Origin of the sequence: uncultured Actinomyces sp. (assembly GCA_900541895.1) — a bacterium.
In the GTDB taxonomy this organism is placed as follows: Bacteria; Actinomycetota; Actinomycetes; order Actinomycetales; family Actinomycetaceae; genus Pauljensenia.
The window spans coordinates 14058-37119 of record UWSI01000008.1 but is presented as its reverse complement, the minus strand read 5'-3'; the positions used below and the strand labels follow the sequence as shown (position 1 = coordinate 37119).

Annotated in this window: 15 protein-coding genes and 1 tRNA gene; 4 read left to right on the top strand and 12 right to left on the bottom strand. The window is 52.2% G+C overall.

Going from position 1 to position 23062, the window contains the following annotated elements; genetic code table 11:
- Positions 1 to 118 precede the first annotated feature (118 nt).
- The 3 genes from uvrA to QZR18_RS03575 all read right to left on the bottom strand — a co-directional run bounded on the left by uvrA (position 119) and on the right by QZR18_RS03575 (position 6451).
- A complete protein-coding gene (gene uvrA / locus QZR18_RS03585; protein ID WP_178707196.1) occupies positions 119 to 2974 on the bottom strand; it encodes an excinuclease ABC subunit UvrA in 2856 nt (951 codons plus the stop codon).
- A gap of 67 nt (positions 2975 to 3041) precedes the next feature.
- Positions 3042 to 5453, bottom strand: coding sequence for an HAD-IC family P-type ATPase (locus tag QZR18_RS03580; protein WP_178707199.1), 2412 nt, complete (start codon positions 5451 to 5453; stop codon positions 3042 to 3044).
- The gene (locus tag QZR18_RS03575) at positions 5450 to 6451 is read right to left on the bottom strand and encodes a TerC/Alx family metal homeostasis membrane protein (protein WP_178707202.1); all 1002 of its coding nucleotides are present in this window, start codon (positions 6449 to 6451) and stop codon (positions 5450 to 5452) included. Before QZR18_RS03575 ends, QZR18_RS03580 begins: the two co-directional genes overlap by 4 nt.
- Positions 6452 to 6658: 207 nt before the next feature.
- Here QZR18_RS03575 and QZR18_RS03570 point away from each other — a divergent pair, with 207 nt between their 5' ends.
- Positions 6659 to 7573 (top strand): hypothetical protein, encoded by a 915-nt coding sequence (locus QZR18_RS03570; protein ID WP_178707204.1) that lies wholly within the window; start codon positions 6659 to 6661, stop codon positions 7571 to 7573.
- Here the strand turns inward: QZR18_RS03570 and QZR18_RS03565 are convergent.
- The 4 genes from QZR18_RS03565 to coaE all read right to left on the bottom strand — a co-directional run bounded on the left by QZR18_RS03565 (position 7549) and on the right by coaE (position 13363).
- Positions 7549 to 8292: a phosphatidylcholine/phosphatidylserine synthase gene (locus QZR18_RS03565; RefSeq protein WP_178707260.1), complete on the bottom strand. Its 744-nt coding sequence runs from the start codon at positions 8290 to 8292 to the stop codon at positions 7549 to 7551. The genes QZR18_RS03570 and QZR18_RS03565 overlap by 25 nt on opposite strands.
- A gap of 90 nt (positions 8293 to 8382) precedes the next feature.
- Positions 8383 to 10491 (bottom strand): excinuclease ABC subunit UvrB, encoded by a 2109-nt coding sequence (gene uvrB / locus QZR18_RS03560; RefSeq protein ID WP_178707206.1) that lies wholly within the window; start codon positions 10489 to 10491, stop codon positions 8383 to 8385.
- Positions 10492 to 10644: 153 nt separating this feature from the next.
- Positions 10645 to 12417, bottom strand: a complete 1773-nt coding sequence (locus tag QZR18_RS03555) for a family 16 glycosylhydrolase (RefSeq protein WP_178707208.1) — start codon at positions 12415 to 12417, stop codon at positions 10645 to 10647.
- A gap of 274 nt (positions 12418 to 12691) precedes the next feature.
- Positions 12692 to 13363 (bottom strand): dephospho-CoA kinase, encoded by a 672-nt coding sequence (gene coaE, locus QZR18_RS03550; RefSeq protein ID WP_178707210.1) that lies wholly within the window; start codon positions 13361 to 13363, stop codon positions 12692 to 12694.
- Between the two features lie 138 nt (positions 13364 to 13501).
- Here coaE and brnQ point away from each other — a divergent pair, with 138 nt between their 5' ends.
- A complete protein-coding gene (gene brnQ, locus QZR18_RS03545) occupies positions 13502 to 14809 on the top strand; it encodes a branched-chain amino acid transport system II carrier protein (RefSeq protein ID WP_178707263.1) in 1308 nt (435 codons plus the stop codon).
- 230 nt (positions 14810 to 15039) lie between these two features.
- On the opposite strand, the gene rpsA is transcribed toward brnQ, so the two are convergent.
- Positions 15040 to 16497 carry a 30S ribosomal protein S1 gene (gene rpsA, locus QZR18_RS03540; RefSeq protein ID WP_009409460.1) on the bottom strand — a complete coding sequence of 486 codons (1458 nt, stop codon included), beginning with the start codon at positions 16495 to 16497 and terminating at the stop codon, positions 15040 to 15042.
- 127 nt (positions 16498 to 16624) lie between these two features.
- On the bottom strand, positions 16625 to 19309 hold the full coding sequence (gene polA, locus QZR18_RS03535; RefSeq protein ID WP_178707212.1) for a DNA polymerase I: 2685 nt from the start codon (positions 19307 to 19309) through the stop codon (positions 16625 to 16627).
- 28 nt (positions 19310 to 19337) lie between these two features.
- On the opposite strand from polA, the gene QZR18_RS03530 reads away from it, so the two are divergent.
- Positions 19338 to 19757 carry a PaaI family thioesterase gene (locus tag QZR18_RS03530; protein ID WP_178707214.1) on the top strand — a complete coding sequence of 140 codons (420 nt, stop codon included), beginning with the start codon at positions 19338 to 19340 and terminating at the stop codon, positions 19755 to 19757.
- 45 nt (positions 19758 to 19802) lie between these two features.
- Here QZR18_RS03530 and QZR18_RS03525 read toward each other — a convergent pair whose 3' ends face one another.
- The gene (locus QZR18_RS03525) at positions 19803 to 20393 is read right to left on the bottom strand and encodes an ANTAR domain-containing response regulator (RefSeq protein WP_009409463.1); all 591 of its coding nucleotides are present in this window, start codon (positions 20391 to 20393) and stop codon (positions 19803 to 19805) included.
- Positions 20394 to 20465: 72 nt separating this feature from the next.
- Between QZR18_RS03525 and QZR18_RS03520 the strand changes: the two genes are divergently transcribed.
- Positions 20466 to 20542, top strand: a tRNA-Leu gene (locus QZR18_RS03520).
- A 174-nt stretch (positions 20543 to 20716) separates the two neighbouring features.
- Here QZR18_RS03520 and QZR18_RS03515 read toward each other — a convergent pair.
- Positions 20717 to 20932, bottom strand: coding sequence for a hypothetical protein (locus QZR18_RS03515; RefSeq protein WP_295910358.1), 216 nt, complete (start codon positions 20930 to 20932; stop codon positions 20717 to 20719).
- Positions 20933 to 21080: 148 nt separating this feature from the next.
- Positions 21081 to 22982, bottom strand: a complete 1902-nt coding sequence (locus tag QZR18_RS03510; RefSeq protein WP_295910356.1) for an acyltransferase family protein — start codon at positions 22980 to 22982, stop codon at positions 21081 to 21083.
- Between the last annotated feature and the right edge of the window lie 80 nt (positions 22983 to 23062).

Genomic DNA, 23062 nt, shown 5'->3' with positions numbered 1-23062 from the left:
TGACTTTCTCAGGCAAAAGTACTGCTTTTCAATGTTGTGTGGGCTCCCCTTTTAGGAAGCCCACACAACTCTTTTCAGCTCAGCTTTTCAGCGCACATCGATTGCGCTGCTACTTTGATTACGCTCCTTGCTGCTGAGAGGCCTCGAAAATCTCCGCAAGGAACTGACCTGTGAATGATTCATGGACCTTGGCGACTTCTTCGGGGGTTCCTTCTGCAACGACAGTGCCGCCACCACTGCCCCCCTCAGGCCCCATGTCGATGACCCAGTCGGCACTCTTGATGACGTCAAGATTGTGCTCGATAACAATCACTGTATTGCCCTTATCGACCAGGCTCTGGAGAACGAGCAGGAGTTTGCGTATATCTTCAGTGTGCAGACCAGTAGTTGGCTCGTCTAGGACATACACCGTCAGCCCCGTCGACCGGCGTTGCAGCTCCGATGCGAGCTTGACGCGCTGCGCTTCCCCACCAGATAGAGTTGTCGCAGCTTGACCAAGTCGTACGTAGCCCAAACCAACTTCAACCAAGGTGTTCAGGTGACGGGCAATCCGCGAGATTGGAGCAAAGAACTCAGCGGCCTCGGCAATAGGCATATTGAGGACATCTGCGACGCTCTTACCTTTGTAGAGAATCTCCAAAGTCTCACGGTTGTACCGTGCACCATGGCAAACCTCGCAGGGGACGTAAACATCGGGAAGGAAGTTCATCTCAATCTTGAGGGTTCCATCTCCCTTACAGGACTCGCACCGTCCCCCCTTCACGTTGAAGGAGAAACGCCCGGGACCATAACCGCGAAGCTTTGCCTCAGGGACTTCAGCAAAGAGCTTACGAATTTGATCCCAGACTCCCGTGTAGGTGGCCGGATTTGACCGCGGTGTGCGACCGATAGGCGATTGGTCGACATGCACGACCTTATCAAGGCCATCAGTTCCTACAACAGAACGATGGCGTCCGGGCACAAGACGTGCTCCGTTCAAACGGCTAGCTAAGGATCGATAAAGAATTTGATTGACCAGGGTAGATTTACCCGAGCCCGATACGCCTGTCACCGCTGTGAAAGTCGAAAGAGGGAAGGACACCGTAACGTCTTTGAGATTGTTTTCGCGCGCGCCCTTCACCGTAATCTGGCGCTTGGGATCACGCTCCCTGCGAGATTGAGGGATAACAATCGAACGTTTTCCACTGAGATATTGACCGGTTAAAGAGCGTTTATTCTTTTTAAGTTCCTCAAGAGTTCCACTGTGAACGATCCAGCCACCGTTTTCACCGGCTCCCGGGCCCACGTCAACGATCCAGTCAGCAGCCTCGATGGTCTCTTCATCATGTTCGACAACGATCAGGGTATTTCCGAGATCACGTAGGTGTTCCAAGGTCGCGATGAGCTTGCGGTTATCACGCTGGTGAAGACCAATCGAAGGCTCATCAAGGACATACAAAACTCCGACAAGGCCGGAACCGATTTGGGTTGCTAAACGAATTCGTTGGGCCTCTCCTCCGGAAAGAGTTGCAGCTCCACGGGAGAGCGTCAGATAAGATAGGCCAACATCGACCAGGAAGTTCAATCGCGCTTGAATTTCTGTGAGAATCGGTGCGGCGATGACGGAAAAACGTTCTTCTAAAGTAACACTGTCGAGGAAGTCTTTTGCATCGCTAATCGACAAATCCGAAAGCTGTGCGATTGAAAGATCACCGATAGTAACTGCCAGGACCTCGGGACGTAATCTGGCTCCTTGACACGCGCTACAGGGGACTTCACGCATGTACGAATCCATACGATCAATGACCAGCTGCGACTCAGTCTCTTCTTTTTTGCGCTGGATGTAGGTGAGCGCGCCCTCGAAACCAGTCGTATACGAACGTTCTCGCCCCCAACGGTTACGGAATTTAACTTTTACTTCGTAGTTTCGACCGTTGAGGATTGCATCCTTAACCTTCTTGGGAAGATCTTTCCACGGTGTGTCCATGGAAAAACCGAGCTCTTTTGCCAAGGCTTCCAGAAGGTGTCGGTGATACTTAAAATTCGAGTTCCAAACAATCACTGCGCCTTGGTTGAGCGAGAGTTCCTCATCGGGCACGACAAGTTCAGGATCAACTTCAAGCTTCGAGCCCAAGCCCGAACACTCGGGGCACGCACCGTAGGGGGCGTTAAAGGAGAAAGTTCGCGGTTCGATTTCATCCAACGTCAAAGGATGGTCGTTGGGGCACGAACGCTTTTCAGAGTATTTACGTCGACGATCAGGATCTGACTCATCCAAATCGATGCAGTCAATAATCACCAAGCCGTCAGAAAGACGTAGTGCTGTTTCAACGGAGTCGGTTAAGCGCTGACGGACACCCTCACGTACGACAAGACGGTCAACAACGACTTCAATCGTGTGCTTGAGCTTCTTCTCTAGCGGAGGGACATCTTCAAGTCGAAGTAATTGACCATCGATAATTGCTCGCACATAGCCAGATGCCCTGAGTTCTTCGAGAAGGTCCTGATATTCCCCCTTGCGGCCTCGAACAACAGGCGAAACAACCTGGAAGCGGGTTCCTTCAGGAAGCGAGCGCACACGGTCAACAATCTGCTGGGGAGTCTGAGCTTGAATACGAGCTCCACACACTGGACAGTGGGCTACCCCAGCGCGCGCAAATAATAGACGCAAGTAGTCGTGGATTTCGGTGATCGTGCCGACTGTCGAACGCGGATTACGCGAAGTAGATTTCTGGTCGATTGACACTGCTGGAGAGAGCCCCTCGATGAAATCAACATCAGGCTTATCCATCTGTCCCAAAAACTGACGCGCATATGAAGACAGTGATTCAACGTATCGTCTCTGTCCTTCTGCAAAAATCGTGTCGAAGGCAAGAGACGACTTACCCGATCCCGATAAACCGGTGAAAACAATCATCGAGCCACGGGGAAGTTCAAGGTCAACACCCTTGAGGTTATGCTCGCGGGCACCACGGACAATTAACTGATCATGCACTCCACTAGTTTACGTGTTGACGCATTGCTTTGGTCGAACATGTGTTCTTTTATGCTTTGCTTCACGTTTAGTCTATGGAATGGCCTTCGGACTCTGCTTCGCGAAGCTTACCCATGTAGAGCACCCGCGAGAATGCCTCGATGACGAGGCCGGCAGCAAGTCCTGATCCGATAACCGTCAGCCACAACGAGGCCGAGGGCCATTGGAAGGCAAAGAAGGCTCGAGCAAAGGGAAGGAGAACACCCAAAACTCCCGCTATAGCCATAGCGCAGATCAAAACTATGCGCCACGGTACCAGTGGTCGTGCTGTGATCGATAAAAGCCACAATCCTGCTATTAGAACCGTCATTGCGGCCGCAGTAGAACCGAGTACCGTACCGTTACCGACTGAAGAATAGACAGCAAGAGCCGCAACCCCCAGAACGATGCCACTGGGAATTGCCAGCGACAAAGTTCGAGACAGAAAACCCGGGACATAACGACGATTGTTGGGGCCTAAGGCAATGAAGAAAGCAGGAACACCAATAGTCAGAGTGTCGACATACGTAAAATGCCGCGGCAAGAAAGGATAACGCCACGCAAAAATTGCACTGAGAATGACAAAAAGTGTCGCGTAGGTCGTCTTTGCCAAGAAAAGCGATGACACGCGTTCCATATTGGCCATGATGCGACGCCCTTCGGCCAAAACACTGGGGAGCACCGAAAACTTTTGATCAACCAAAACCAACTGTGAAACGGCCTTGGTTGCTGCTGCGCCATTGCCCATCGCGATACCCAAATCAGCATCTTTGAGTGCGAGCGCGTCATTGACACCATCGCCCGTCATGGCAACACAGTGCTTCTGCGTTTGCAGAGCCTTAACCAGCGCACGTTTCTGTTCGGGGGTAACACGTCCGAAAACATCTGTCGCCTCAACGATAGAGAGGAATTCAGCAGACGTTGGATCCTGAGGGAGATTCCGGGCGTCAAATGCGTGAGGAGCGTCGCCATTAGGTGAACGCAGTCCGACCTGTGCGGCTAGTGCGGCAACCGTAGTCGGACTATCACCCGAAATAATGCGTACACGCACACCTTGGCGGCGGAAGTAAGCGAGGGTTTCGGTAGCATCATCGCGCAAGTCTTCTTCCAAAACCAGGAGGGCGAGAGCCGTTGGATTTGTCGGAAGGATGTGGTCTTCAATGGCCTCGTCATAGCGAACGACGACTAATACTCTCAAGCCCTCACTCGCATACGAACGAATATCAGCTCGAAGACTTGCGAGGTTTTCAACGTGGTCAATAAGCATCTCAGGGGCACCCATGACGATTGATGCACTATGTGTGACCCACGCTGCCCATTTGCGTTCAGAGGAGAAGGGAATAGTTCGCGACGGTTGAGTATCTTTCTGCGGAAGCTCTCCCCTATTGAGCAAATACTCTTTGATCGCTCGCGCGGTTGCATTTGTTTCATCGTCGTTGAGCGCCCACAGCGCACGGAAGAGCTCATCTTCTCGCTGTCGATCGAGGATCTCCAAGGAGCGCAATCTAATTCCACCGGTTGTAAGCGTGCCGGTTTTATCCAGACACAGTGCGTCAACGCGAGCCAGCACTTCAACTGCTGGAAGCTCCTGAACAAGAGCACCTTTCCGCGCCAAGGTCGCTGAACCGATCGCGAAGTTCATGGAAGTAAGAAGCACCAGTCCCTGTGGAATCATTCCGACAACGCTTGCAACAGCAAGAACCAATGCGTGTTGCCACGCGTAAGGGGTAGCTTCTCCTGCAATTCGCGTTTGCGACCAGAGCGTCAAAAGGATAATTGGAGGCAGAGCAATCGAGATAACGCGCAGAATCTTATTAATACCCTGTTGGATCTCAGAAGTGGCAAGAGAGAAAGTCCGCGCATGACGTGCAATCCCCTGCGCGTACAGATCCGAACCGACTGCTTGCACATGCATCACACCAGAACCTGAAACGACGGATGTTCCGGCAAGAACACGATCACCAACCTGCTTGAGAACCGGACGAGATTCACCAGTGAGCATCGATTCGTCAATTTCCAAACCGGAAACTTCTACGACCTCGCCGTCAGCCGCAATTTGATCGCCGAGTGAAAGCTCGACAATGTCGTCGAGAACAATGCGTTGAACGTCAATTTCCTCGGTGTGCCCATCGCGTCGGACCTTCGCCCGAGGGGCGTCGACGATTGCAAGATCGTCCAGTGTTTTCTTCGCACGAAGTTCGGAGAAAATTCCAATAACCGCGTTAATGATCATAATCGCACCGAAAACGGCATCCTGCCAGGACCCGAAGATGATCACGATGACCATTGCGATGCTCAATATCGCATTAAAAAGCGTCAAGACATTTGCGCGGATAATCGATGCCAGCGATCGCGATGAGGGGAGCTTAGTGATGTTCAGCTTGCCTGCTTCTTCGCGGATCTTTACTTCGGACCCAGTTAGTCCCTGAGCAAGGTTAGGAGCTTGTGCAGTAGAGGTCATCGGCCGTTACTCCTCGAGGAATCGCGCTTTGAATAAATAAGCGAGGCTAGAACTGTCATGATGAGTGTCCCTGCAATGACAGCAAGTGAGACCGGGATTCCGATTTCCGGAATTCCATGAATTGGCGCGCCCCCGTTAAGGAAGGGTAAGGAGTTTTCGTGGAGTGCATGAAGAATGAGCTTCACCCCAATGAAGCCCAAGATCACTGCAAGTCCATAGTTGAGGAAAACGAGTTTTTCGAGAAGGCCATCGATCAGGAAGAAGAGTTGTCGTAGCCCTAGCAATGCAAAAGCGTTGCACGCAAAGACCAAATACTCCTCTTGAGTAAGTCCAAGGATCGCAGGAATGGAGTCGAGTGCAAACATAAGATCCGCGGATCCTAGCGCCAGAACGACAAGGAACAAGGGAGTGATCGATGTGTGACGATTATGGCGGTAGAAGAAACGGTCTCCAATGTATCCATCGGTCACGGGAAGAATACGCCGGACAAATCGGACAAACGCATTCTCTTGAATTTCCTCAACTTCTTCCTCTTCATCAGATGTGCCTTCGCGTGCCTGCGAATATGCCGTCCACAGTAGCCACGCACCAAAGAAGAAGAACATCCATGTGAAACGGTTGACTAAGGTAACACCGACGATGATGAAAAATGCTCTAAATATCAGGGCAAGGATGATTCCTGCTAGAAGTGCTTTCTGCTGAAACTCCCATGGTACTTTGAAGGATGCCATGATGATGACGAAGACAAAGAGGTTGTCCAGCGAAAGTGACCACTCCATCATGTAGCCGCTATAGAACTGGATCGCGTAGCTTGCTCCGTAGATCACCCAAATCGCAAGGCCAAACAGCACCGCAAGAGCAACGTAACCCAGTGTCCACGCCGTTGCTTCTTTCATAGAAGGCGCATGGGGTTTACGCACGTGTCCAATGATGTCAGTGGAAATTAGGGCGATAACAGCGACGGCCAAGCCGATCCAGCCGAGGATATGTACGTCCACGAATGACCTTTCAGGCAGAGACTTGAGGTCTCTTCCCACCCAAAATTGGGCAGCAACACCGGGTATCTGGGAGATACCGCGTTGACGATGGTGCTCTTTTTGGGATTACTCCCCTCGCGTCTAGCGTAACAAACGATTCCGCTCACATTCTCTGTCAGATCACAACTCGTTAAGAGCTTCACACGCAAGTGCTTTAGACTCAACAGAGTGAGTGTTCAAAATCGTGCAGCCCAAGTGTCCCGACTGCGTCGTCTGAAGGAGACCCTTTTCGGGTCGACCCAGGCGCCTTTTGAACTGTCAGTCGTCCATTCCTGTGCTTTCGATACAACAAATCTCGCGCATACTGCCGGTGTTTCCAGACTTGCCGAATTGGGACGTCGCGAGGTTCGCGAACTTACGCCACAGATATTGTCGTCAACCGATGATTTTTACTCTGAAGTACGTGATGCTTTAGAGCACCGGGCTTTGATCTGGTTGATTGGCCCTATTGACACTGAACTGCTGAAAGAACTCGCAGGTCCATTGTTCGGCCTGTTCGTGAACGTCGGTGCGCAGCACTCTGAGATGCAGACTGTCTTCGGGCTACGGGTCAGCGACGTTGTTCATCAGCTACTTCCCGATGCAAGCTTCAGGGCGGCATTAGAAGGAATGAATGCAACACGAACTCCGCACGGCCTCGCCCATAAAATTGAGGCAGCGGGGGTAAAGGTTTTCAAACGTTCTCTGATCACACGAGTTCTCAAAGACCCACGTTTCTGGGTTTACGCGGTGGTCTTCGTGTACTCATCGCTTCGGGCGCTTCCAGTCGTCTTTGTCCCACAATTCCACGGCTCTGTATTGGTCTTGTGGGCAATCGACGTACTGACCGCAATTCCGTATACCTGGGGAATTCTCGCGATGCTGACGGCGTCAAGACCATTGGAACGTTACTCCGGCGCAATTGTCGCATTAGCAACATTCATGGCGCCCTACGTATATTTCTGGGTACACGGACGCGGATACCCCGGCTCAGTCATCATCATCGTGGGCCTGATGATTGCGGCCTCTCTTGCCACTGAGGTTTGGCGCGGGATTCAGAACACGCGTCTTGTCAAGCGTTACTCTGCGTCACGAAATTCTTGAGGAATTCCCTGAATCGAACGCACAGCGCTCACAACAAGAATCCAGATCCCCGCAACCCACCAAATACTTGTAAGAATAAACGGGCGCAGGGGTGCATATGCGACAAGTATGGCCGTTGCTGCAACCCATACCAGTGCTGCGACGATGTTAAGAATACGCAAACGACCAACCCTGAAGGGGTGGACAAAAGCAATCGGAGCAACCGTAAGGATTGCCAAAATTACGGTCGCAATAAAGTTAAAAAGAGCTCCGGTTTGGAAAATCCACATAATGGCTGCAACCACGTTCCATGCCGCTGGAAAACCCATAAAGTAGTGATCTGGTGTCTTCAAAGAAACATTGCAGTAACAGAATATTGAGGAGAGACAGACAATTAAAACGGCTGCGATGCCTAGCCCGCGGGATCCGAACGGCAGATAGAAGACCATAAACAGTGCCGGAATAAAGGTCCAGGTCAGGTAATCGACAATATTGTCCAAGGTCGCTCCGTCAAAACCAGGAGCGTATTCAGTGACGCGAACAGCGCGCGCGAAACTCCCGTCAACTGCATCAACAAGAAGTGCGATTCCCAGCCACATCCACATCTGGCGAATATGTCCCTCATACAGAGCAATTGTCGCCAAAGACGCCCACAGTACACCGGTTAGTGTGAAGAGGTGAGCAGACCAAGCAAGGGCGCGTTTGGAAAAAGGAACGGGACGCGCTTGCGTATGCGCCATCGTAGACACAGTCGACTCCCAGCATTGAGAACTTAGAACAGCACTATCTTAGTGCCTTTACTCAAAGGCACTCACCACTTTCCACAAAGATTAGTTTGCGGCTTTCATCGCACGAAGCTCTTTCTTGAGTTCAGCAAGCTCATCACGTAGGCGAGCAGCAAGCTCAAACTGGAGGTTCTCTGCAGCTTCCATCATTCGAGAACTCAACTGGGCAATAAGATCCTCAAGGTCATTTTGCGCCATATTGGCAAGTTCTTCCCGGCTCCTCGGCACATCCTCTATAGCCTCCGAGGCCATCGCATCTGCGCGAATGTCTGTAGCCGGCCGCTCACGGCGGTATCCGCCTTCGAGAAGTTCTGCAGTATCAACCTCTTCGCGAGCTAGCACATCAGTGACGTCCGCGATCTTCTTACGCAGTGGTTTGGGATCAATCCCGTGCTCACGGTTATAGGCCAGCTGGATCTCGCGGCGTCGCTCGGTTTCGTCGATTGCTGCGCGCATCGAGTCAGTGATGTTATCGGCATACATGTGCACTTCACCCGAAACGTTACGCGCGGCTCGCCCAATGGTCTGAATGAGCGATCGGGTTGAGCGTAGGAAGCCTTCTTTATCGGCATCCAAAATGGACACCAGTGAAACTTCAGGCAGGTCCAATCCCTCACGAAGCAGGTTAATTCCTACCAAAACATCAAAGACTCCAAGGCGAAGTTCACGAAGTAACTCAACGCGCCTTAAGGTGTCGACATCAGAGTGCAGGTATTCGACCTTCACTCCCCTCTCACCCAAGTAGGTTGTCAGATCTTCAGCCATTTTCTTGGTGAGAGTCGTGACCAAAACACGCTCGTCACGTTGAGTACGCTCACGAATTTGTTCGAGCAAGTCATCAACCTGCCCTTGAGTTGGTTTAACAATAACTTGCGGATCCACGAGGCCAGTCGGACGAATGATCTGCTCGACTACACCGTCAGAACGATCCAGCTCATACTGCCCGGGTGTTGCTGAAAGATAGACAGTTTGACCAATGCGCTGCGTAAACTCGTCCCATTTCAGTGGACGATTATCCATTGCCGAAGGGAGGCGGAAACCGTAATCAACCAGAGTGCGCTTACGTGACATATCGCCTTCAAACATCGCTCCAATTTGCGGAACCGTCACGTGGGATTCATCGATCACTAGAACGAAATCATCGGGGAAATAATCGAGCAGCGTATTCGGAGGTGTTCCCGGGCCGCGCCCATCAATATGGCGTGAATAGTTCTCGACTCCGGCACACGTGCCTATTTCCTTAAGCATTTCGAGGTCGTAGGTTGTTCGCATCCGAAGACGCTGAGCTTCAAGCAGTTTTCCTTGGGATTCAAACCACTCGAGGCGTTCTTCGAGCTCTTTCTCGATGGAAGCGATCGCGCGTTTCATTCGTTCTTCACCAGCAACGTAGTGCGATGCCGGGAAGAGGTAGACATGATCAACTTCCTCGATGACATTGCCCGTCACGGGATGGAGTACTGCCAAGGAATCGATTTCATCACCGAACATTTCAATCCGGATTGCCAGTTCCTCATACACCGGAATGATCTCAATCGTGTCTCCACGAACCCTAAAAGTTCCGCGGGTAAATCCAATATCGTTTCGCGTGTACTGCATACCGATGAAGGCGCGCAGGAGATCGTCACGCTCAATACACATTCCGCGGCTCAGCTCGATCATCCGCGCAACGTACTCTTCCGGTGTACCCAAACCATAGATGCATGAGACAGAGGAAACAACAACCGTATCTCGACGAGTTAAAAGAGAGTTTGTTGCACTGTGACGCAGCCTCTCGACTTCATCGTTGATCGAGGAGTCCTTTTCAATGAAGGTATCGGTTTGAGGAACGTAGGCTTCAGGCTGGTAGTAGTCGTAATAAGACACGAAGTACTCAACAGCATTATTGGGCAGCAGCTGACGAAACTCCGCTGCCAGCTGCGCTGCCAAAGTTTTATTGGGCTCAAGCACCAAGGCCGGACGTTGAACTTCTTCGATCAGCCAAGCAGTCGTTGCGCTCTTACCGGTTCCTGTCGCACCGAGAAGAACAATGTCTTGTTCACCCGCGCGCAGGCGTTCTGCTAGCTCATGAATCGCCTTCGGTTGGTCACCGGATGGCGTGTATTCAGAAATAACCTCAAAGGGGTGTTCTGCACGAATGATAGGGCTTTGGCTCACCCTTTAACGCTACGTCATTTCACACACGAACGCGCCGTGAACGGGTACATCAGTAAGTGTCGATAGCTCATTTACCTGAGCCACGCACCTCTTAGGTACACGTTCACGGCGCAAATCGCAGTAAGCGGCTTACTACCAAGGGGAACCTGGCGATTACTCCTTCACACGACGCTGCGAGGCAATCATCGCAACACCGCCACCAGCAAGCACCCCAGCGAGAACTAACGACCAGAAGGAGCCACCTGTTTGAGCCAAGGCACGAACAATTGCAGGCTTTTGCTCGATTGCCTGTGCGGTCGATGCAACAGATGTATGATCTCCAACAGTCGAAGTATTACCGATGTTCTCAGCTTCAGTGGCACGATCACGTACCTGGTCCTGTGGATCCTCGGAGATCTGCGATGAGGAATCACTTGGAGCAGAAGACTCCGTAGTGCTTGGGGAAGTCGAAACCTCGTTACTCGGGGTCGTGACAGCGCTGGTTGTCTCCGTTGCTACTGGGCTTGGCTCCGTCTCAGTTGAGCGACGAACTCGCCTGCGGGAATTGGTATTTGAGTCGGAAGTTGGCTTAGGCGCCTCGGTTGTCGCGGGCGGAGCAACGGGCTGAGGCGCGACAACATTTTTGTTTGCAACCGGTGTAGTTGCAACAGGATCCGGGGTACTTTCAGTTGGTACAACCGGCCGAGGCGCGACAACCGTTGGTTGCGTTGTCGGCGCTACGGGTGCTTCGGAAGTGGCGCTAGGAACGACCGGTTTTGGTGCAACAATAGGAGCCTTGGGCGTTGGGGCTACAGGAGTCTCAACTGTCGTGCTAGGAGTAACCGGAGAAGGAGCCTGTGTAGTTACCTCCGGTGTCGGTGTCGTTACTTCAGGTGCACTTGTCGCAGGAGTCGGCTCAGGAACGGTTGTTGCCGGCCCCTTCTTCCATACACGCACGTAATCGACGAGCATGTCAGAGCCATTTCCCTTGTACGCATCGATGTACTTTGTTGCATCCGTATAGGTTGTATCGCCCTTGTCGGACGCAAGGAATGTTCCGCCAACCATCTGGTTCAGGCGCAAGATCATACCGTTGGCGTCATTCACGAAGGGGTTGCTCCCCTTCACCTTGTCATAAGTAACGGTATGCGCCTTACGTCCGTCGAGGTAGAAAGTAATCGCCCGACCGTTTTTCTCAACGCCATAGGTGTGGAATTGGCTCTGCGACGAGCCGTCACCACCCAATTGTCCCTGATGTTGTTCGGTCTTCTGTGGGTTACCAACGCGAGGTGTATGAACGTTAGCTTGAAGGTAGTGCGGATCCCAGCCCTTTGCCTCAACTACGTCAATCTCGCCGTGTGCGGGGAAGCTAGTTGGATCTGTACCCGTCATCCAGAATGCGGGCCATGATGCGACTGCTGTGGGAAGCTTGATTCGGGCTTCAGCGTAGAAGTCGCCGTAGGCTGCCCACTTCACTCCCTTGTTATCGCGAGTTTGAACCATCGCAGAGGTAAACGGAGCCTTGTAGGAATCAGTCTGTCCGTTAGAGGTACGTTTGCATTCGCGGTCAACGGTGACCATGGAATGCGTATTACGATCCCACTTCTGCGTCTTTGGCTCATAACGTGCGGTCAGGTGTAGAACACCACCTGAAACGCTGACATTTTCCTTGGCGTCGGAGTATTGGGCTTGAGAGTGAGCATTGGGATCGAAGCAACCTAGCGCCAAACCCCATTTCGAGGTGTCAAGCTCGCTCCCGTTAAATTCATCCTGAAAGGTCAGAGTGTTGTATCCCAGTGCGCGCACTTCATCAGGACCAGGCACTTCATCGCCAGCCCACGCAAGCGAGAGACCGCCCAAAGTCATTCCTGCGCCAAGGGTCAGTGCACCAAGCGTGCGCACTGCCCTACTTCCAACAAAAGTACGCTTCGTCTTCAACTGCGCCATTTATCCTCATCCCTGCGGTAAATGTCGGCTGGTCTGTTCGCTATCCGATGCGGAAGCTCTATGTTGCCCCCACGAGGAAGAGAGTAATCATTGCCGCAAGCAGCTTTGACAATATCCGACTTCAAGCGACCCAGTAACAACCGGTCTAGTTTCTCGTTCACATCAATGCTTACGTATCAAACTGGTTGTTTCTGGATGTTTTCCGGATTATTTATTGAGCGTTACCCGTTGAATTCATGTGAAAGCTGACGAAATACTGAAGAAGTTTGAACAACTAGTGCACACGTGTCAACCAGGAGAAATAGAGCTGCTTGGATACATCGGCAAGGTCTTCTTGATTCCCGAGGTTCTCAACCCAGATACTTGCTAACTTCCTGCGCTCACTATCCGAAATTTGCGAGCGTATACGAGCTCGAGCATCTTCTTCGCTTAGACCTCGAGATATTAGCCGATGAACTCGCAATTCCTCTGGTGCACTGACCATAATCACTCCATCAAAGAGCGAGGCATCTTCATAGGTCGTCAGAAGTGGGACATCATAGAGCGCACAACCCCCTTGGGGGGCAGATTTCAGTTGTTCCCAAGCAAGAGCTGAAATCGCAGGGTGCGTGAGCAAGTTCAGCAGCGAAGTCGATTCAGGTGAAGAGAAGGCTCTCTGCGCAAGAAGACGCCGGTCAAGTGAGCCATCTGGGAATGCAAGGTCGGCACCAAAGTTAGCCAGCACGGCCTCGTACACGGGGTGGGAAGGCGAAAGAACTTCGCGAGCCAGTTGGTCAGCGTCGACGACAAAGACACCGAGGCCGCGCAACACATGAGAAATCGTAGACTTTCCCGCGCCGATTCCTCCACTGAGTGCAAGGAAAAGTGCCGGTCCTTGAGTGCGCGCCTGCGGTATCGAGCGAAGAAGATAGGCGCTCGCGCCTCCGGATTGAATGACTGTCTTCACATCTGAAGACTAGAACAGTGAACACAGCTTGGCACAACCGGCACGAAGTGAAAGAATCACGATGGATGAATTACTTCTACGGCTAGAAGCAGAATAGTGACTGAAACAGCAACAACGCAGACGAAGCGTCCTCAAGGAATGGGACTGCTGATCGCAACCTCCCTCACCTTGTTCTCAATGTTTTTTGGTGCGGGAAACTTGATCTTCCCGCCCATCATGGGCGCCAATTCCGGATCACACTTTAACCCAGCCATGATCGGTTTCCTGATCGGCGGTGTAGCTCTGCCCGTCATCGCAATTATTGCAATCGCGTTGTCAGGAACTGATCTGCGGGACCTTTCTGGACGAGGCGGAAAGGCATTCGGAATTACCTTCTCATGCATGGTCTATCTGTCAATCGGGGCCTTCTACGCACTTCCACGTACGGGTGCCGTCTCCTTCTCGACCGCAATTGCACCGATCATTCATTCGACTACATTCATGAGCTCGATGCTCTTTAATGCAGTCTTTTTCGGACTTGCGCTGTTTCTTTCGTGGAATCCTCGTCAAATCGTCAACCACCTCGGTAAAATCCTGACTCCTGTCCTTCTGGTTCTTCTTGTTCTTTTGGTTTTCCTGTCGCTGGCTAAACTTCCCCCCTCTGATGTTGCTCCCGTCGGACAGTACGTCCACGCACCATTAACAGCTGGCTTACTCGACGGATATATGACCATGGATTCGATTGCCGCACTTGCATTCGGCATCATCGTCGTCGCTTCATTTGATCAAGGAGAAGGGGGAATCAGCGGCGCAAAGCTCATTCGTCGAACCAGTGCAGCAGGTCTTATTGCGGGTATTTTGCTTGGTTTGGTCTATGTCGGTCTGGGCTTGATTGGACACGTCATTCCTGGCGGGCAAGACTACACCGATGGAGCTACACTCCTTGCCGACGCTTCTCACATAACGATGGGGACGGCTGGACAGCTTGTATTTGGGCTCATTGTGCTCACCGCATGCATGACAACTGCTGTCGGTTTACTCGCCGCAACTTCAGAATTCTTTGAAAGGCTGCTCCCTAAGATCACCTACAAAATGTGGCTTGTCGGTTTCACGATTAGCTCCTTCGTGCTGGCTTCCGCTGGACTCTCAACGGTTCTGAAGGTTGCGGTTCCAATCATTACTTTCCTCTACCCCATCGCCATTAGCATCGTTTTCATTACGATCCTCACCCATCCCCTTCACTACTCAATGCAGGTTCGCTGGACCTTCCGTCTTGGTGTGTGGGTTGCAAGTATTTGGTCACTTCTCACGACAGTGATTTCCTTTGGGGTACTGGACTTTGTTGCGCCTTTGATGGCTTGGAGTCCCGGTCAGGACCTTCAAATCGGTTGGATAGTACCGACAGTCATCGTAGCGTTGATCGGCTTGGTTATTGATCTCATCTTGTCGAAGCGAATCCATTCCTAGCATGTATGTCTACGACGATGGCCCGTCTCGCTGCAGACGGGCCATCACTCTTAAGCCTCGATAAACTCAAGCAACGACTTCCCCAGACTTAAGAGGAACATCAGAATCAAAAACCCAATCTTTTCGATACCGAGTCAAGCGTTCCGCCGGTCGAACGATGGCAAAAAACTCTGAGGCCCCGGTTTTCACCGGGGCCTCAGAACTGACTATGAGCGCTTAGACGCTGCGATTCAGTTGTTGGTCAGCTTCTCACGAAGTGCTGCAAGTGCCTCATCGGAGGCGAGGGTGCCTTCGGAGTCGACCGGGGTCGAGTACGAAGCCTGCTCTTCAACTGCGGGAGCTGCTTCGGCGTCCTCTTCAAGGGCCTTTGCAACCTGAGCCTTGTGGGCTTCCCAGCGAGCCTGAGCCTGTGCGTACTGAGCTTCCCAAGCTTCACGCTGAGCTTCGTAGCCTTCCATCCATTCCTGGGTTTCGGGATCGAAGCCTTCGGGGTACTTGTAGTTGCCCTCTTCGTCGTACTCGGCAGCCATACCGTAGAGCGAAGGATCGAACTCTTCAGAGTTGGGATCAACACGCTCGTTGGCCTGCTTCAGGGACAGCGAGATACGACGGCGCTCAAGGTCGATATCGATGACCTTGACGAAGACCTCGTCGCCAACCTTGACGACCTGCTCGGGCAGCTCGACGTGACGCTGAGCAAGTTCGGAGATGTGAACCAAGCCCTCAATTCCGTCTTCAACACGCACGAATGCGCCGAAGGGAACGAGCTTGGTGACCTTGCCGGGCACGACCTGACCGATGGCGTGGGTACGCGCGAAGGTCTGCCACGGATCTTCCTGGGTCGCCTTCAGCGACAGCGATACACGCTCGCGGTCCATGTCGACATCCAGCACCTCAACGGTGACTTCCTGGCCAACCTCGACGACCTCTGAGGGGTGGTCGATGTGCTTCCAAGACAGCTCGGAGACGTGAACGAGGCCGTCGACCCCACCGAGGTCAACGAAGGCACCGAAGTTAACGATGGAGGACACGACACCACTGCGAACCTGGCCCTTCTGGAGGGTGTGCAGGAAGTTGGTGCGAACCTCGGACTGAGTCTGCTCAAGCCATGCGCGGCGGGACAGAACAACGTTGTTACGGTTCTTATCCAGCTCAATAATCTTGGCTTCGATCTCACGACCGATGTAAGGAGCAAGATCGCGAACACGACGCATCTCAACGAGGGATGCGGGAAGGAAGCCACGCAGACCGATATCCAGGATCAGGCCGCCCTTGACGACCTCGATAACGGTACCGGTAACAACGCCGTCTTCTTCTTTGACCTTCTCGATTTGTCCCCATGCGCGCTCGTACTGTGCACGCTTCTTGGACAGGAGCAGGCGACCTTCCTTGTCCTCCTTCTGGAGAACCAGGGCCTCGATCTGATCACCAACGGCAACCACATCATCCGGGTTGACATCGTGCTTGATGGAAAGCTCGCGAGAGAGGATGACACCCTCGGTCTTGTAGCCAATGTCAAGAAGGACCTCATCGTGGTCAACCTTGACGACAGTGCCCTCGACGATGTCGCCATCGTTGAAGTACTTGATGGTCTCGTCAATAGCGGCGAGCAGGTCCTCACGGGACCCAATGTCGTTCACTGCAACCTGGGGTGTAGAAACTGCCGGCTGCGAGTTGGTGCTGGTCATGTAGTTGTGTTCTCCGAAACGGACGTATTACTAGATATGGACAATTGCGGCTGCACAGTGCAAATGGCTATTGCACGTAGCAGTACCTTGAGCATTCTAACAGAATAGGGCTAAAAGTCCACCTCTCCTAGTGCGCAGCATCCTTCCATGTCTTACCAACACCAATCGCCACTTCTAGCGGAACCCTCAACTTCATCACGCCTTCCATTCCATCATGGACAAGTCGACGAAGTTGCTCTTCCTCACTCGGGGCAATCTCAAACAGTAATTCGTCATGGATTTGAACGAGCATCCTCGACGAAAGATCACTGTGGTCAAGACGATTTTGGACATCGAGCATCGCCATTTTGACGATGTCCGCCGCACTTCCTTGGATTGGAGCATTCAATGCTGCACGTTCAGCCATTTCACGGCGCGTCCTATTTGCCGAGTGAAGATCAGGCAGATATCTCCGACGTCCGCAGATAGTCTGAGTCCATCCATCCTTACGTGCTTGATCAACAAGGCTTTCAAGGTAGTCACGAACTCCGCCGAAACGCTCGAAATAGCGATCACGCAAAGCCGAGGCCTCGTGAACCGGAATCTGCAGCTGCGCTGAAAGACCATAAGCTGACAGGCCATAGGCCAAACCGTATGAAGTTGCCTTAATACGCGAGCGTTCTTCTGAGGTCACATCTGCCGGATCTACACCGAAGACCATGGCTGCCATGGTGCGGTGAAGGTCCTCCCCAGAATTAAAGGCCTCGATCAGGCCTTGATCCTGCGATAGGTGCGCCATGATGCGCATTTCAATCTGCGAGTAATCAGCGCTCATAAGATTCGTATACGGCTCTTGCGCAACAAACCCGCCACGAATCCGCAGGCCATCAGCAGAACGAGCCGGAATGTTCTGTAGGTTCGGGTCCGAAGAGGCAAGACGTCCCGTCGCAGCTGCAGTCTGAGAGAAAGTGGTGTGTATGCGTTGGTCATCCCCAATGCATGCGCTGAGGCCATCAACCATCTGCTTGAGCTTAATCCGGTCACGGTGTACCAGAAGATGGCGCAGAAATTCATTCCCCGTACGCTCAAACAGATCCGTCAATGCTTCAGCATTAGTCGTGTATCCGGTCTTTGTCTTCTTTGTTTTTGGCAGGTCGAGCTCATCAAAGAGAACCGTCTGAAGTTGTTTGGGAGATGAGAGGTTTACTTCATGTCCCAAGACCTCCCATGCGCTGCGTTGCGCAGACTCAACATCTGAGGCCAACTCGTGCGAGAGCAAGCGGAGGAATTCCTCATCAACACCGATTCCATAGTGTTCCATCTGCGCTAAGAGTCGAGCGATTGGCTGTTCCAGTTGTTCAAGGAGACGAGCTTGCTCGCTCTCTTCCAACTTCGACATAAGGATCGCAGCAAGCGGGTGCATACGCCCTGCAGCCACTCCAAGTTCGTGTGCTCGTTCTTCAGTAATCCCCATGTCGAAGAGCGTTGTCTCACTCTTCTTTTCCTCTTCATCAATACCCAAGTAACGAGAGAACAACTGGGAAAGCCTGTAACCACGGTGCTCAGAATTCACCAAATATGCGGCGAGAAGCAGGTCGCAGTAAGGATCACCAAGTTCCCACCCCCGCGCTCGCAACGCATGGATACTACCTTTGAAGTCGTAGACAATGAGGCCATCTTCTGAAATAAGCGATGCGAGTTGAGCATCTTGCTGAGCTGTAAGCAACGTCGGCTCAATGACAAGTGCCTCATCAGCAGTAGCAAAAGTAAGGGTGTTTACCTCCGCGCCATTGACTTTTAGTACACCATCAACAAAGAGGGAGAGGCTCCCCGGATGGTCCTGACGCCACTGGCTGAGCTTGGTCCGCTCATCAGCAACCGTCACTGATACTTCATGGACCACCTCTTCAGATTGAGAAACACTCTGTTCCTCGCTTTGCTCCGCTTTCCCAAGGCCGATACTGGCGACTGCAAGGATCTTAGAGCGGAGCGAACGAAATTCCAGTGCGTCACAAAGAGCCGCAAGCGACTGCCGATCTGTCACGTCACGACGTAAATCGTCCAATTCGCATTCGAGATCCATATCGGTCAGAAGGTGATTGAGTCGGCGGTTTCGACGAACATCTTCGACGTGCTCACGAAGGGCCTCTCCCCGCTTTCCTGTCACTTGATCAGCATTCTCTAAGAGATTATCGAGGCCATCGAAGCGGTTAACCCATTGAGCCGCGGTCTTGGGGCCAACCCCCGGGACGCCCGGAAGATTGTCCGAGGCCTCGCCGACCAAAGCAGCAATTTCTGGGTATCGGTACGGAGGAACACCATATTTATCCTCAATACGCTCCGGAGTCATCTCACGAAGATCCCCCGGGGTTAATCCGGGATAAAGCACTGTGACAGTATCGGTAACTGTCTGGAAGCTATCCCGGTCTCCGGAAACGACGAAGACGCGCATGTCTGCCTGCGCGCCTCGATGAGCCAGAGTTGCAAGAAAATCATCCGCTTCAAAGCCCTCGCGAGAGAGCGAGCGAATACCCATTGCACTGAGAAGATCCCTGATTAGCTCAATCTGCCCTTTAAACTCCTCGGGGGTCGCATCGCGAGTTCCCTTATATTCGGGATATTCCTCAGTCCTGAAGGAATGCCGAGAAACATCAAAGGCGACCGCAACATGGCTCGGTTGGTATTTCTCGAGAATCTTAATCAGCATCGAGGCGAAGCCATATACCGCATTCGTATGCTGTCCTTGCGCAGTCACAAATTTCTCTACCGGTAAGGCATAGAATGCACGAAAGGCCATTGAATGACCATCGATAACAAGCAGGGTCTCCTTCATAGAAGACACACTACGGCGAGAGGGCACGATGCACACCTCGAATGGCGAAATTGGTCTGCCTAAAAGCTGGCAAGACACACTGATGAATCGGATGGGCATGCGTATTCTTTCGCAGAGCCCGGAGCGCACCGTGATCGAAATGCCAATTTCTGGTAACACCCAGCCCCAAGGCCTTCTCCATGGTGGCGCCAGTGCGGCCTTGGCTGAAACCGCCGCTTCACATTCTGCGATTCTCCACGCCCAGAGGCTTATGGGTGACAATGCAGTTGCAGTTGGCGTCGAACTCAATATTTCTCATTTAAAAGCTGCCCGAGGATCATTGATCCGAGCGACGGCTGAGGCACTCCATCTCGGACGAAGCTCAACAGTTCATACAGTCCGTATTACGGACGAAGATCAGCAACTCATCGCCGTTGCGCGCGTATCCAACCGGATTCTCAACAAGTAAAAAGGGCGCGGGTAATACCCGCGCCCACTCGTCGATCGAAAGTTCTTAACCTTCAACCTGGTTAATAACCGCGTCTGCAACTTCACGCATGGAAAGGCGACGGTCCATCGAGGTCTTTTGGATCCAACGGAACGCATCGGGTTCCGTCATTCCCATGTTCTTCATGAGAAGGCCCTTAGCACGGTCAACACGCTTACGGGTTTCAAAACGATCAGCTAGGTCGGCAACCTCTTCTTCAAGGGATTCAATCTCTTGATGACGGGAAAGCGCAATCTCCACAGCTGGGATCAGATCGGCTGGCGTAAAGGGCTTAACGACGTACGCCATTGCTCCAGCATCACGAGCACGCTCGACTAGTTCTGTCTGACTGAAGGCAGTGAGCATGACAACCGCGCAAGAAAGCTCCGCGAGGATCTTCTCCGCAGCAGTGATGCCATCCATCTTCGGCATCTTGACGTCCATAACACAAAGGTCAGGCTCCAACTCAAGGGCAAGCTTTACGGCTTCTTCACCGTTCGAAGCTTCACCAACAATTTCAAAGCCTGCACCGCTTAGCGTCTCAACGATATCCAGGCGGATTAATCCTTCATCCTCCGCAACAAGCACCCGTCGCGGCTCAGTAGCTTCTTCACTCATGTCGTCTTCCTTGTCCGATAGTTTGTCACAAGCGCTGGTTATATCTTATCCTTATTAGCGCACTTGTGTGCTGCCCCGATAGCCCAACTGGCAGAGGCGGTCGGCTCAAACCCGGCTTGTTGTGGGTTCGAATCCCACTCGGGGTACCAAGATGTCTAGATCTGACACTTTGCGGCTTAAAAGTTTCCAAAACTTTTAAGCCGCTTTTTCTTTGAGCTTATGCGGTTTTACACTGTGGAAATTGCAACAAAATAGACAGTTTATGAATCAACTCCGCCAACCAACAAGGTTGACGGAGTTGCTTTAGAGAGACAAATCACATCTCAGGCAGCGGGGATAAGTTCCAAACCCAAGAAGCGTGCAGCTCGATCACGCATTTCAGGATGCGCCAGATTATCGACTGCCTCTTGAATTCGCTGATCGTTCCAGTCTGAATACCAGGGGCGAACGGCATCGCTGAGTTGAGCCACTGGCAGATTCAGAGCTTGCTGGCGACCGTAAGCCGCACGGACCGAGATTTTCGTATTGAGTTGATTCATTTCATCCTCCTCTTCATTCTTCATCTGTATCTACGGATATGCGCTCAAGGTGCGCAGGCAACCGCATGTAGATACGTTCAAGGCAAAAGCCTTATATGTCATCCAACGTGGATGAACAGATAAGTATTCCACAATGATCAGAATGTGTCTAATTATCCTGCCCCATGAGGCCGTACTCGATCATTCGCACATAGGCTTTACGACCATCTTCTGTTAGATGCTGTCCATCATCATAGAAATAGTCATCATGCCCCTCACTGAACTTATACCAATCGAGAATACCGACCTGGGGATACTTCTCAGCGAGCTTGTACATCAACGCATTATTCTCATCCTGGAAAGGATGGGGTGCTCGCACGGTAACGAAGAAGATTGGTCTCTCCCCCGCCGCCTCGATGAGCGGGGCCGCAGACTCCACAGAGGTGATCGGCCCATTGCCACCAAGTGCAACAATCACCGGCATGCCATCGTGGCCTTGTGCGAGATCCTCACGATAAACTGCTATCCCCTTCTCAAAGGAGCGCCCAACCTCCGTGTCGGTAAAGGAATCGGGAAATACCGCCGGAATCCAGTAATAACTTGCACCTTCTGCTACAGAATCTCCAATTAGCACAAAGGGAACAGAACATGTGCCCTGTTCATCTGAGCACTGCCATTGCGAGGGATCATAGTTCTCGGGAATAACCGCGGCCTGCGGCTCGATAGCCTTGCCATTCTTCTCATGGAAACGAGGCTGCGTTGGCGTTGGCGTTGGGGTCGTCGACGTTTCCGTTTGAGCAGTAGAAGGCTCAGCTTGCGGGGCAGAGGGGGTCGGCGAAGCAAGAGTTGACGAAACTTTCTTCGACCCAGACTCTAAAACATGACTGGGAACACAAGCGGTCACGAGGCTCAAGGTTAAGCTGCCGACGAGTAGCGACGCACACGCTCGCACACGACGGCTCTCTTGCTTTCCTCCTCGAAGTGCTCGCCAGGTCTGTACGCTCGCCCAAGATGGCGCCTTCTCAACAAAGCGATAGGCGGCCTCGACAAGACAGAGGAAAACTGTAAGTTCGAGAAGCCATCCCCACCATGGAAGTGCAGAGGTTCTGCGTGCAGGGTTCATCAGAAGAATCAGAGGGTAGTGCCAGATATAGGCGCTCATCGAACGTGAAGCAATCAGCTGAATCGGGTGAAATGAGAGCAGGCGAGAGAAAGCCCCGGGAACCATCGCACCGCAGATTAACAACGCGCTCACCAAGGCCGAGAAGAAGAAACCGCCACGATAGAGCCACGTCATATAGCCGCGTGCGTAAATGGATACGAGGACAAGGAAACCTAAACCAAGCCACGACGAAAGCGAAAGAAGAGTGCGCACGCGAGGAGACGCATTCACAACATAAGAATCAACGAAAGCAAGTGCCATACCAACTAAAAGCTCAGCCAGACGCGTATCAAGACCGTAGTAGACACGAGAAGAATCGGTCCCAGGCACAAAGAGAAGCGCCATTTCAACGGCAGAAAGACATGCCAAGACGATAAGGGCGATAGATGCATGGAGACGCGAGCGGAAAAGCTCTTTGAGCAGTAAGACAATTACGGGAGCCAGCAGGTAAAACTGCATTATCACAGCGACAAACCAAAGATGAGTTAAAGGTGACGGTAATCCTGCCTGCGCAAAATACGGAACTTGTCGGAAGATGTAAAACCAGTTTGAGAAAAACGCAAGTGCCGGAATGGCATCATCATGCATCTTCACAAGTAAGGAAGGAGAAAACACAAATGACGCAATGGCTGAAAAAGCAGTAACAACCACCATTGATGGCCATAGGCGGGAGAAGCGTCGAATAAGGTAACGGCCGACCGTAATCTCATGTTCAGCGTCCAACTCGCGAAGAAGCGAACGGGTGACTAGGAAGCCAGAAATCACAAAGAACAATGTGACCCCGATGAAACCTCCGGGAGCAGGCGAACTCGGCCGGATATGGTAAAGAATTACCGCAATGATTCCCAGTGCCCTAAGGCCATTGACACCGGTCAGATAAGAAGTATTCTTCTGTACGGTTTCACTCACGATATTGGTATCACTCTTGTCGTGAGATAACCGTGGCACCGTTGTCATGGCTCAATAAACTCCTCAGAGTACGAGGGTGG